The 12495-nt window shown below is 41.3% G+C and carries 9 protein-coding genes and 8 tRNA genes; 3 read left to right on the plus strand and 14 right to left on the minus strand.

All coding sequences use genetic code 11. The features are described from left to right. The first annotated feature begins 314 nt into the window (after window positions 1-314). Window positions 315-1736 carry an alanine/glycine:cation symporter family protein gene (locus PHAL_RS0106765; RefSeq protein ID WP_016707673.1) on the plus strand — a complete coding sequence of 474 codons (1422 nt, stop codon included), beginning with the start codon at window positions 315-317 and terminating at the stop codon, window positions 1734-1736. Between the two features lie 59 nt (window positions 1737-1795). Here the strand turns inward: PHAL_RS0106765 and PHAL_RS0106770 are convergent, their stop codons facing one another. The 13 genes from PHAL_RS0106770 to PHAL_RS0106830 form a co-directional block, all read right to left on the minus strand. Then, the gene (locus PHAL_RS0106770; RefSeq protein ID WP_016707674.1) at window positions 1796-2236 is read right to left on the minus strand and encodes a hypothetical protein; all 441 of its coding nucleotides are present in this window, start codon (window positions 2234-2236) and stop codon (window positions 1796-1798) included. Window positions 2237-2349: 113 nt separating this feature from the next. Continuing rightward, window positions 2350-2436: transfer RNA gene (locus PHAL_RS0106775), tRNA-Leu, on the minus strand. A gap of 37 nt (window positions 2437-2473) precedes the next feature. Next, window positions 2474-2547: transfer RNA gene (locus PHAL_RS0106780), tRNA-Cys, on the minus strand. An 18-nt stretch (window positions 2548-2565) separates the two neighbouring features. Then, window positions 2566-2641: transfer RNA gene (locus tag PHAL_RS0106785), tRNA-Gly, on the minus strand. A gap of 286 nt (window positions 2642-2927) precedes the next feature. Next, window positions 2928-3014 (minus strand) — tRNA-Leu (locus PHAL_RS0106790). 39 nt (window positions 3015-3053) lie between these two features. Further along, window positions 3054-3129, minus strand: a tRNA-Gly gene (locus PHAL_RS0106795). 96 nt (window positions 3130-3225) lie between these two features. Further along, window positions 3226-3312 (minus strand) — tRNA-Leu (locus PHAL_RS0106800). A 36-nt stretch (window positions 3313-3348) separates the two neighbouring features. Then, a tRNA-Cys gene (locus tag PHAL_RS0106805) sits at window positions 3349-3422 on the minus strand. A 30-nt stretch (window positions 3423-3452) separates the two neighbouring features. Next, window positions 3453-3528: transfer RNA gene (locus PHAL_RS0106810), tRNA-Gly, on the minus strand. 215 nt (window positions 3529-3743) lie between these two features. Continuing rightward, on the minus strand, window positions 3744-4289 hold the full coding sequence (pgsA, locus tag PHAL_RS0106815) for a CDP-diacylglycerol--glycerol-3-phosphate 3-phosphatidyltransferase (RefSeq protein WP_016707675.1): 546 nt from the start codon (window positions 4287-4289) through the stop codon (window positions 3744-3746). Between the two features lie 42 nt (window positions 4290-4331). Continuing rightward, window positions 4332-6155 (minus strand): excinuclease ABC subunit UvrC, encoded by a 1824-nt coding sequence (gene uvrC / locus PHAL_RS0106820; protein ID WP_016707676.1) that lies wholly within the window; start codon window positions 6153-6155, stop codon window positions 4332-4334. Between the two features lie 9 nt (window positions 6156-6164). Beyond that, entirely contained in the window at window positions 6165-6815 is a 651-nt protein-coding gene (gene uvrY, locus PHAL_RS0106825; protein ID WP_016707677.1) for a UvrY/SirA/GacA family response regulator transcription factor, read from the minus strand. A 109-nt stretch (window positions 6816-6924) separates the two neighbouring features. After that, the gene (locus tag PHAL_RS0106830; protein WP_016707678.1) at window positions 6925-8076 is read right to left on the minus strand and encodes a dicarboxylate/amino acid:cation symporter; all 1152 of its coding nucleotides are present in this window, start codon (window positions 8074-8076) and stop codon (window positions 6925-6927) included. A gap of 438 nt (window positions 8077-8514) precedes the next feature. Between PHAL_RS0106830 and cysK the strand changes: the two genes are divergently transcribed. Both cysK and PHAL_RS0106850 read left to right on the plus strand, forming a co-directional pair. Then, window positions 8515-9483 (plus strand): cysteine synthase A, encoded by a 969-nt coding sequence (cysK, locus tag PHAL_RS0106840; protein WP_016707680.1) that lies wholly within the window; start codon window positions 8515-8517, stop codon window positions 9481-9483. 140 nt (window positions 9484-9623) lie between these two features. Then, complete coding sequence (locus PHAL_RS0106850) at window positions 9624-10064, plus strand: hypothetical protein (RefSeq protein WP_016707682.1); 441 nt, start codon at window positions 9624-9626, stop codon at window positions 10062-10064. A gap of 101 nt (window positions 10065-10165) precedes the next feature. Here the strand turns inward: PHAL_RS0106850 and PHAL_RS0106855 are convergent, their stop codons facing one another. Next, a complete protein-coding gene (locus PHAL_RS0106855) occupies window positions 10166-12442 on the minus strand; it encodes an acyl-CoA dehydrogenase (protein ID WP_016707683.1) in 2277 nt (758 codons plus the stop codon). Between the last annotated feature and the right edge of the window lie 53 nt (window positions 12443-12495).

Genomic DNA, 12495 nt, shown 5'->3' on the forward strand with positions numbered 1-12495 from the left:
TCAATACTTAATTTTAAACTTTCTAAAAAATCTAAACTCAAGTTTTACTCGACTTACTGATTAGCTGCTGCAGCTTAAGCGTTGCCTGCTGCCGTCTCAGTGGGGTCGCATTATAGGGCGCCGCGAATTTTACGCAAGCGTTTTTATCGCTAATTTTGCATTTAATTTTCGCCCTCACGTTACGCAAAAGATAGTTACATGTTATCCACAAAACGTTGTGGACAAATCAGCTTTTTTCTTGATTCACTAAACTATCGATTGTACTTATGGTAAGTTGCCCGCTGTTTTATAAACTCGTTCATTAGGCATATAACATGATAGATATAATAAATAGTATAAGTGGACTATTATGGGGTCACATACTCGTCTACTTATTAATAGCAGCCGGACTCTTCTTTACCATTAAACTTAAATTCATTCAGTTTGTTCAATTTCCTCACATGATCAAGGTCATGTTCAATTCTCGCCAATGTGATAAAAACGGCATTTCTTCTTTTCAGGCATTTTGTACTTCTCTCGCAGCGCGGGTCGGCACTGGTAATATGGCCGGTGTTGCTGTCGCACTTTACCTAGGTGGTGCAGGTGCTATTTTTTGGATGTGGTTAATTGCATTAATAGGTATGGCAACCAGTTTTGCAGAAAGTACCTTAGCACAAGCCTATAAAACACGAGATGAGCATGGTAATTTTCGTGGTGGTCCCGCTTACTATATGCAGTATGGTTTAGGTAAACGCTGGATGGGAGTGATATTTTCTCTGTGCTTAATTCTAGCGTTTGGCTTAGTATTTAATGCAGTGCAATCAAATTCTATTGCCGCCGCATTTAAAGTTGCTTTTGATATTCCAAACTATGTGGTGGGATTAGTACTTGTAGTTGGCTCTGGCATTATCATATTTGGGGGTTTAAAAACCATCTCACGCTTTGCTGAAATGGTTGTGCCTTTTATGGCATTAGCTTATTTGCTCGTCGCATTATATGTATGTGCTACAAACGCCGCAGAGCTGCCTACAGTTTTTATGCGTATTATTAATAGTGCATTTGGAATAGAGCAAGCTGGCGCAGGTGCGATTGGCTACGGTGTGATGCAAGCGATGATTCAAGGGATCAAGCGCGGCCTATTTTCAAATGAAGCAGGTATGGGTAGTGCCGCGAATGCTGCTGCGACTGCAACGCCTAATCCTCCTCACCCCGCCTCACAAGGTTATGTACAAATGCTGGGGGTATTTATTGATACGGTAGTGATCTGTAGTGCAACTGCTGCGTTGATATTACTCTCAGACCAGCTTGTCGCTGACTCAGGTGTTACGGGGATTGCCTTAACACAAGCCGCACTTGAGGAGCACGTTGGTAGTTGGGGCGCGGTGTTTGTAGCGATTGCTATATTGTTCTTTGCTTTCACTTCGATTGTAGCCAACTATTCATACGCTGAAACCAACCTACTATTTTTAGAGCACAATCATGAATATGGGATGCTTATCTTCCGCATAATAGTACTAGCAATGGTGATGTTTGGTTCAGTAAGTGAATTAGGACTCATTTGGACGCTTGCGGATATATCAATGGGATTAATGGCAATAGTGAATGTAATAGCACTATTTATGTTATCTGGTGTGGTGATCTGGCTTGCTAACGATTATTCCGCGCAACGTAAATCAGGTAAGCTACCTACGTTTGACCCAACTCAGAATCAACAACTTGACCAGACTATCCCTAAAGGCATTTGGCATAAAGACTAACAACTTTAAGTGATAACCAAGGGAGCCTTTGTGCTCCCTTTTTAGTATCTTGGTTTCTTTTAATTTTTGTTATCTACAACCAGCATAAAAATTGCCACTGCCTTATCTACTTGCTGTGGGTCAAACTTAGCTTCTAGCTCTTGCTTGAGCTGCTGTTGTAATTGCTGCTTAAGGGCTGACTTCTGCGCCATTGACATAAGTTCTGAAGAGCGAGTTTGGTACTCTTGTATTGCTGTAATCGCCTTTTGCAATGCCAGGTTATCTATATTAGCCATAGAGAGTGAGGACAGCTTCTCTTTGCCTGATGCAATTTTATCTTGAGTATGTTCAACCATTTGGCTTACTTGCGTGACTAATGTACTGACCTCACTGATTTTAAGGACATCGTTTACAGTAGATAAAACAATCGCTATTGGTATTAAAACCAATGAAAGCGCTAGACATACACCAAATACAGCCCCTACCCAAAATTGGTTAAGACCCTGTTTAAAGTTCTCCATACAAAAATACTCTTAAACGTGCTGATAGAATAAATGTATAGCATTAAATTTAGAATAGGAATTAATTTTTAGGATTTAGCTTAAGAGGATTTATTCTAATGAAAGAGATAAAGTGGTGCCCGAGGCCGGACTTGAACCGGCACGACTTGTTAGTCGAGGGATTTTAAATCCCTTGTGTCTACCAATTCCACCACTCGGGCATCGAGTTTGCTAATTAAAGCGTGTGGAGTAATTATTTGGAGGCGGAACCCGGAGTCGAACCGGGGTAAACGGATTTGCAATCCGGTGCATGGCCACTCTGCCATTCCGCCTAAACATATCAAATAATTTGGAGCGGCACACGAGGCTCGAACTCGTGACCTCGACCTTGGCAAGGTCGCGCTCTACCAACTGAGCTAGTGCCGCATTAAAACTTTGTTAGTAATTTGTACGTTGGTGCGCGACCGTGTCGCGGTAAACGTTCTGGCAACTAAACTAGACCCGTATAAATCTTTGTTAGTAATTTGTACGTTGGTGCGCGACCGTGTCGCGGTAAACGTTCTGGCAACTAAACTAGAACCGTATAAGTCTTTGTCAGTAATTTGTACGTTGGTGCGCGACCATGTCGCGGTAAACGTTCTGGCAACTGAGCTAGTGCCGCATTTATTAAGTGTTTATCAAAACTTTAATTATCTTGGTAAATAATTAAAAGTGGTGCCCGAGGCCGGACTTGAACCGGCACGACTTGTTAGTCGAGGGATTTTAAATCCCTTGTGTCTACCAATTCCACCACTCGGGCATCGAGTTTGCTATTTAAAGCAAGTGGATAAAACTAATATGGAGCGGCACACGAGGCTCGAACTCGTGACCTCGACCTTGGCAAGGTCGCGCTCTACCAACTGAGCTAGTGCCGCATCATATTAATTCTATTATTAGCATAAATAATTAAAACATCTTTATGTCATATCTTTTTTATAGATTACACTTGGCGATGTAATCAAACCACAAAGTGGTGCCCGAGGCCGGACTTGAACCGGCACGACTTGTTAGTCGAGGGATTTTAAATCCCTTGTGTCTACCAATTCCACCACTCGGGCATCGAGTTTGCTATCTAAAGCATGTGGAGCGTTGAATGGAGGCGGAACCCGGAGTCGAACCGAGGTGGACGGATTTGCAATCCGCTGCATGGCCACTCTGCCATTCCGCCCCAAAACCGGGGTTAGCCTTTAAGATAAACTGGAGCGGCACACGAGGCTCGAACTCGTGACCTCGACCTTGGCAAGGTCGCGCTCTACCAACTGAGCTAGTGCCGCTTAATACTTGTAAGCTATTATTATATCAGTGCAACAATGTCGCCTCATAACATTCTAACAACTTAACCAGTGCTACTTGGTTTATCTAAGGGGCTATGCCCTCTCAACACGGACGCATTCTACAGAGATTATTAAACGCGTCAATACAAAAAATGCTAGTTTTGAACTGTTTGATTATTTTTTATCTAAAACGGTGCGTTATTAGACGTTTACAATCAATTTTTAGTCAATTCTCCCCATGCTGCCATCAAATATTGCAGCATTGAACTCAAGGTTAAGAAGGTAGCAATGTACAATAAGGCATAACTTAAATACATCATCCAAGTATCGTACTGCCAAATCAAACCAATAATGGCTAACATTTGTGCTGCCGTTTTTACTTTACCCATATTTGATACGGCGACATTACCTCTTTTGCCCTGCTCGGCCATCCATTCGCGCAAAGCTGAAATCACAATCTCACGACTAATAATGATTAATGCAGGAATAGTCATATACATTGATTGATAATAACTAGACAGTGCAACTAATGCAGCACAGACCATAACTTTATCTGCTACAGGATCGAGGAATGCACCAAAAGGTGTTGATTGTTCAAGTTTACGAGCTAAATAACCATCAAGAATATCGGTTATTGATGCCAACCAAAAAATAAAGGCAGCCACAAAGAAAGCCCATGAATAAGGCAAATAAAATATCACCAAAAAAATGGGGATAAGAAAAAGTCTAAATGTTGTGAGTGTGTTTGGAATATTCCACATAACTACTTGAGGATGTCTTTTTTGCTATATTCGCATGAAGGGCTAGCCCTTGTCATGCAAATGGTTAAATATCTTCTCAGCCATGTCAGAGCTGATCCCAGGTACTTGCTTCAATTGATCTATATTAGCAGCTTTTACTCCCTGCATGCCCCCTAAAAATTTTAATAATCTTTGGCGTCGCGTTGAGCCAACCCCACTTATTTCTTCTAATAATGATTGTGTACGTTGTTTTTGCCGCTTATTACGATGCCCTGCAATTGCGAATCTATGCGATTCGTCACGAATGTGCTGGATTAAATGCAGTGCTGGAGCATCGGAGTCCATTGGGATTGTTTTACGTCCACCATCTATTAATAACGTTTCCAGCCCAGGTTTTCGGCTGGTGCCTTTTGCAACACCAACTAGTAATGGCATTTTTGCATGAGGCCAAGTAGAAAAATACTGCTCAGCCCGTGATAACTGCCCTTTACCACCATCGATAAAAATCACATCGGGAATTTTATTTTCATCCACTAACTTGTTGTAACGTTTATTTAATGCAAACTCCATTGCAGCGTAATCATCACCACCAGTGATACCTGTCACATTAAAGCGACGATATTCTTTATTGTTAGGCCCTTGGGAATCAAACACCACACAGCTGGCCACAGTATTCTCACCCATGGTATGACTAATATCAAAGCACTCCATACGGCTAATATCATCAAGGCCTAACGTTGCTTTTAGTTGAGCATAGCGTTTATTAATTGAGTCTTGGGTGCTTTGCTTCACGGTAATACTATTAAGTGCATTTTTATTTGCAAGTTGTAAGTATTGCGCACGCTCACCGCGTGTGACGGTTTTTAAAGTGACTTTTCTCTCACTTATTTGACTTAACGCCTCACCCAGCACATCTGCTTCATCAATCGCAAAGGGCAAAATCACTTCTTTTGCTATGCGCCCTGTTGCACCTGGCGCTAAATAATACTGACCAAGGAATGATGCTAGTATTTCTTGCTGTTGTGAATCTTTTGGGACTTTAGGAAAGTAGGTTTTACTGCCCAGCACTTTATGATCACGGATCATCAATAAATGAATCCCATTTAGGCCATTGAGGTGAGCAAAGCCCACCACATCCATTTCAGCATAATTGCCTGAGATTGACTGCTGCTCTTGCATTTTACGCAGTAACATTATTTGGTCGCGTATTTTCGCAGCCAGTTCAAACTGTAACGCTTGGCTAGCAGCTTCCATTTTAGTAATGAGAGAGGCGATAACTTCATGTGATTTACCAGCTAAAAACTTTCTCACAAAATCGACTTGCTGGCTATATTCATCATCGCTAACTTCGCCAGTACATGGTGCTGAGCAGCGCTTTAATTGAAATTGCAAACATGGCCGGCTACGAGCACGATAATAGGCATCTTCACATTGGCGAACTGGAAATATTTTTTGCATTAATCGCAAGCTTTCAGAAACAGCGCCTGCACTTGGAAATGGGCCAAAATACTCGCCTTTTACTTTGCGACTACCACGGTGAAACGCCAATCTAGGATGTTTATGTGCCGTTAATAAAATATAAGGATAGGATTTATCATCGCGTAATAAAATGTTGTAGCGAGGCTGGTATTTTTTTATTAGATTATTTTCAAGCAGTAAAGCTTCAGTCTCGGTGTTAGTGAGCGTGATATCAATACCACTAATATTACTAACCAGTGCACGCGTTTTACCATCGGTGACATTGCTTCGAAAATAGCTGCTGACACGTTTCTTCAGGTTTTTCGCTTTACCGACGTAAATAACATTGTTGTCGCTATCAAGCATCCGGTAAACGCCAGGATCGCTTGATAGTGTCTTTAGAAAGTGTACGTGATCAAATTCTGCCATGGGGCAAGACTAATGAGCGCTATCGATGTCAATCATCTTATGGCGAATAGCTAAATGGGTAAGTTCTACATCACCACCAACATTGAGCTTTTCAAACATTCTATAGCGATAACTATTCACTGTTTTAGAACTTAGATTAAGGCGCTCAGCTATATCTTGTACCTTTTCACCTTTAGTGATCATTAGCATAATTTGTAGCTCACGCTCAGATAAACTTTGAAATGGGCTTTCATCTGTGCGACCTGTGACTTGCGCTAAAGCAATTTGTTGCGCAATTTCTGGAGCAATATAGCGTTGTCCTGCATTTACGGCTCGAATAGCGTTCACCATTTCGTCAGAGCCAGCTCCTTTGGTTAAATAACCATGGGCACCAATTTGCATGACTTTGCTTGGGAATGGATCTTCACAGTGCACTGTTAACACAATGATTTTCACATCTGGGCAATAGCGGCAAATCTTTTTAGTCGCTTCTAATCCGCCAATACCTGGCATATTCATGTCCATTAGCACAATATCAGGCGAGTGTTGGCGGCAAAATTGCACAGCCTCTTCACCTGTTTTAGCTTCACCAATTACTTTAAACCCACGAACATCATCTAAAATACGTTTGATACCCGTTCGTACGAGTTCATGGTCATCAACTAAAAGTACGTTAATCAATGGGACACCCTCATATAACCTAACAGCATGTCATTGTGACAACTTAATACAGCACACTAACACAGAAAATCTGAAACGATAACTCTAATATCGTCTCAGATAACTAAATTTAAGATGATGCTTTTTCACTAAAGCGGTCTACCCACAATGCTATAACGCCATCGCCGGTAACATTACACGCGGTGCCAAAGCTGTCTTGTGCCAGATAAAGTGCGATCATCAACGCCACAGCTCCTTCGTTAAACCCTAGCATACTGGTTAACAAACCTAATGCCGACATCACGGCACCGCCTGGAGCTCCCGGTGCTGCAATCATCACAACACCTAACATCATTATAAATGGCAACATACCAAATAGTGAAGGTACATCCATGTTAGGTGATAAAAACATCACCGCCATAGCACAGGTAACAATAGTAATAGTTGAACCTGACAAATGTATAGTGGCGCACAGTGGTACAGTAAAATTAGCAACATCTTCTTTTACATTGTTTGCCTTGCTCGAACGCAGCGATACAGGAATTGTCGCCGCACTAGACATGGTGCCTAAGGCCGTGAAATAAGCTGGCAGCATATTTTTAATTAATTCAACAGGATTACGCTTTAATAGTACGCCGGTGCCGATATAAAGAATACTTAGCCAAACCCAGTGCATAATAAGTGCCGCAATTAACACGATACCGAATGTTTGCAAGGTATCAACAACAGTGCCTGCGACCGTCATTTCAGCAAATACACCTGCGATATAAAAAGGTAAGGCTGGAATGATCACTTTTGCTAATAAGCCGTCAATCACGTCACGACCTTGATCTGATACTTTTCTCAGCGTTTCTAGTTGCAACTGACTCATACCAATACCAAACACGAATGCTGTCGCAAGTGCAGTCATCACACCCATCAGAGGGGGGATCTCTAAATCAATAAAACTGGCTACTTCAGTGACGACTTCCGCTTCAAAGGTTAAGCCGCCATCGAACAGCGGAATAATCGCACTAACAGCCAAGACTGCTAGCGTGCCAGCAATAACCGTTGAACCATAAGCAAAGCCAACGGTTTTGCCAAGTAAGTGACCCGAACCTTTTGGTAAACCCGCGATACCCGAAGCAATAAAGAACAAAATAATCAACGGAATCGTGAAAGTGATCAACTGGCCAATTATTTCTTTTATTGTGTATAGGAGTTCAACTCCAGTCAGTGGAACATACAGACCCACTAAAATACCGCCCAATATGCCGGCAATTAATTTTAATATTAATGTCATTGTGATCACTTTATAAATTTTGGTGGATGTGGTTTTAACATGTTTTTAATTACTTGTATCATAAAACCGTTAAATAGCAGCTTGTTTGCACAAAATACCATCACTTTTATCATTTAACACCCAGCCTAATTACCTCGCCGTAAGAATATAAACTCATCACTTCGCAGCGGTCAAAATAAGTGTCGATTAGCTATCTTTAAGCAACATGACCTAACGCATACTCATTTTCTTTTGCTCAGGTTTACTAGCAACCGGATGGTGACTTGACTAAACCTATAGAACTAAGCTGTTTTTATTTCATTCAATTATAAGTCGAATAGATATATCTTATAGCCAAACTTTACTTTAGTTTTTTTAATACAGCAGTAAAGTGTCATTATTACAGATCGATTAGTTAAAATCGGTCCCGATTGAATAAATTGCACCTAAGGGAACATTATGTCTACAATTTTTGAAGATAACTCACTCAGTATTGGTAATACACCATTAGTAAAGCTAAACCGTGTAACTACTGGTAATATTTTTGCTAAAGTTGAATCTCGTAACCCTAGTTTTAGTGTTAAATGCCGTATCGGTGCATCAATGATCTGGGAAGCTGAAAAATCAGGCCAACTCACTAAAGATAAAGAATTGATTGAGCCAACGTCAGGGAACACAGGTATTGCACTTGCATTTGTAGCGGCTTCTCGTGGTTACAAACTAACCCTAACAATGCCAAATACCATGAGTCTTGAGCGTCGTAAATTGCTAAAAGCACTCGGTGCGAATTTAGTATTAACAGATGGGGCGAAAGGCATGAATGGCGCAATTGAAAAAGCAAAAGAAATTCAAGCCAGTGATCCTGAAAAATTCATTTTATTACAACAATTTGAAAACCCAGCAAATCCAAAAATTCACTTTGAAACAACAGGTCCTGAAATCTTCGAAGCAACTGACGGTAACGTTGATTTCTTCGTCGCTGGCGTTGGTACTGGTGGCACAATTACCGGGGTTAGCCGTTATTTGAAACTTGAAAAAGGCCTTGATGTTAAATCAATCGCTGTAGAGCCGACAAACTCACCTGTTATCAGCCAAACCTTAGCGGGGGAAGAAATTAAGCCTGGTCCCCATAAAATTCAAGGGATTGGTGCAGGTTTCATCCCGGGTAACTTAGATCTCAGTGTCATCGATGGTGCTGAACTTGTTTCAAACGAAGAAGCCATTGAAATGGCTCACAAGCTTATGAAAGATGAAGGTATCTTAGTTGGTATTTCATCAGGCGCTGCGGTTGTAGCAGCCAAGCGTATTGCTGAGTTGCCTGAGAATGCAGGTAAAAATGTCGTGGTTATCTTGCCAAGTGCAACTGAACGTTATTTATCAAGCCCACTTTTTGCTGAAGAGTTTTCTGAGCAAGAACTTGTTCAATAACATTATTGCTTTTATAAAAGGATGCAAAATGCATCCTTTTTTATTATTTATTGCCTTAACCGCACTAATTTTTATCGTAAACTTTACATCTGCCACATTTCATCACACACTAAATCATCACTAATAAGTCTATTTATCTAATGAAATTATTTTTAACTCTATTTGCTGCTACATTTTTATTGTTAGTAAGCGGCTGCGGCAATGACGATACACCAAGAGGTGAGAAAAACACGCCAGGAAATAGTGCTGCCCTGTTCTTTGATACACTTTATAACGAACAAGATCTTACTAAAGCCAGTACGATGGCCACCCCAAGAATGGCGCGGATCATGATGTCATATGGCACATCCAAGCAGTTTGCTCGTAATTTAGTCAACTTACAATACGATAGTGTGGTGATTGAAGTTGATATGACAAATATGAGCTTAAGAGAGCAATACGGTGAGACAGCTAATATCAACTTGATTTTTACTGGCCAGTTTAATGGCAATAAAGTCGATGATATGCGCAGCGTAAAAATGGTCCGTAAAAAAGGCAATTGGTATGTTGATAAAATTAATGCCGATCCCTTTGCACGTTAAAAAGTAGTAATTACCAAAACTAGCTTAGCGCTGGTTAATTAACAAAAAGCCTTGCAGATGCAAGGCTTTCTTTATTTCGGCGTAAATCAATTACCCTAAAGTTATAATTCACCCGCTTTATAATTATCGACTGCAATGGCTTGCTTACGTAAATTATTAGCTCCGTGCAGTTTTTCTGCTTGTTCATCAGTGATCAACTGCTTTTTACGTGCACTGTTAATAGCAGTTTCAATATCATGGTTACGATTAAGCGTGCCCTCACGTTGCCATTTTTTCAATCGTTTGAATGCCGCGCTTGTATCATGCATGGCTATAAAGGCATTTTCCATCACCCCTGTGCCTGCATTTTCGTCCACATGACATAAATGGGTTAGACGATTTCTAAATACCCCGGGTTGAGTCATATGCTCACAGATTTCTTGTGCAATCTCATCACTCGGCCTTTGGTAGTGGTTACCAAGCGGAAATACGATACGTTTAAGTATGAAATTAACAACTGGGTTGGAGAAGTTTTTAAAGAAGCCGTCAAATGCTTGGCCTATTTCAAACAGTGATAGCTCCACCGCATATTTAACAAAAGGCAGGTCAGCCTGTTGACGTCCTTCATCTTCAAAACGTTTAAGAACACAAGATGCCAAATACAAATGACTTAACACATCACCTAAACGCGCTGAAATCATCTCTTTGCGTTTAAGCTCGCCACCAAGGACTAACATAGCTACATCAGTACTAAACGCAAGCCCACGGCTCATTCTTCCAAGTTGCTTATAATAGCGTGCTGTAGCACCACATACCGGCGATTTTGCAAAATAGCTACGGGTTAGGCCGTGCACAAATGCCATACCCGCGTTAGTAGCTGCAAAGATAATATGTTGCAACAACAGTGCATCGAACTCTTTTAATGCTAAATCATCATCTTCCATTGCCGCAGCTTCCATTTCTTTGAGTACAAATGGATGGCAACGTGTTGCACCTTGACCAAAAATCATCAAATTACGGGTTAAAATATTTGCCCCTTCAACTGTGATTGAGACCGGAATACCCATGTAGCCATGGGCTAAATAGTTATTTGGTCCAACTTGTATTCCTTTGCCTGAATGAATATCCATTGCATCATTCATCACTGTACGACCCATTTCGGTCATATGGTATTTAGCAATAGCCGTGACCACAGACGGGCTTAATTTAAGGTCGATTGCGCCTGCAGTCATTAAACGACATGATTCTAAACTATAAGTAAGCCCGCCAATACGTGCCAGTGCTTCTTGTACGCCTTCAAACTGACCAATAGATACACCAAATTGTTGGCGAACTGTGGCATACGCAGATGTCATTCGAGCACATAAGTGACCTGTTGCACTGCTAAGCGCAGGTAATGAAATACCACGCCCTGCACTTAAGCATTCGACCAACATGCGCCAGCCTCGCCCAGCACCTTGTTGACCACCAATGATCCAATCAAGCGGAATGAATACATCTTTTCCGTACGTTGTACCATTCATAAACGCCATATTAAGAGGAAAGTGACGCTCTCCGGTTTCAACGCCTGGGTGATCTGTGGGGATCAGCGCACAGGTAATACCAAGTTCTTTTTGTTTACCTAGTAAGCCATCCGGATCATACATTTTAAAAGCAAGACCAAGAACTGTCGCCACAGGGGCAAGTGTAATATAACGCTTTGACCAATTTAAGCGCAGGCCCAACACTTTTTTACCTTCAAACTCACCTTTACAGACCACACCAGAATCAGGAATACTGCCTGCATCTGAACCGGCTTCTGGGCCTGTAAGTGCAAAACAAGGCACATCTTGACCATTAGCTAAACTGGGTAACCAACGTTGCTGCTGTTCTTTGGTACCATAATGTAATAACAATTCACCCGGGCCTAAGCTGTTAGGTACCATAACGGTTACAGCGGCGGTTAAGCTTTTAGTCGCAATTTTAGCAACTATGGTCGAGTTTGCGATTGCTGAGAACTGCCGACCACCAAATTTTTCTGGAATAATCATCGCAAAGAAACCCTGCGTTTTTAAGTAATCCCATACCTCTTTTGGCAAGTCTTTATCTTTTTGCACTATTTGATAGTCATCAAGCATTGCTAATAGTGTTTCGACTTCGTTGTCTAAAAATGCTCGTTCTTTCTCACTAAGTTCGGGTTTTGGGTAACTATGTAATAGCTGCCAATCAGGATTACCACTAAACAGCTCTCCATCCCACCACACATCTCCGGCTTCCATCGCCTCTCGCTCAGTTTGCGAAAGCGGCGGAAGTACTTTTTTAAACATTTTAAATGTCGGGCGGCTAACTAAATTTAAGCGAATATCTTTGACCGCAAAAATAACGATGACGACCACCAGTAACAAGATAAATACTGACATGAAAACTATCCTTATTAATTAATGAAATGCATTGGCTTAATTATGACCGATCC

The organism is Pseudoalteromonas haloplanktis ATCC 14393, assembly GCF_000238355.1.
Classification (GTDB): domain Bacteria; phylum Pseudomonadota; class Gammaproteobacteria; order Enterobacterales; family Alteromonadaceae; genus Pseudoalteromonas; species Pseudoalteromonas haloplanktis.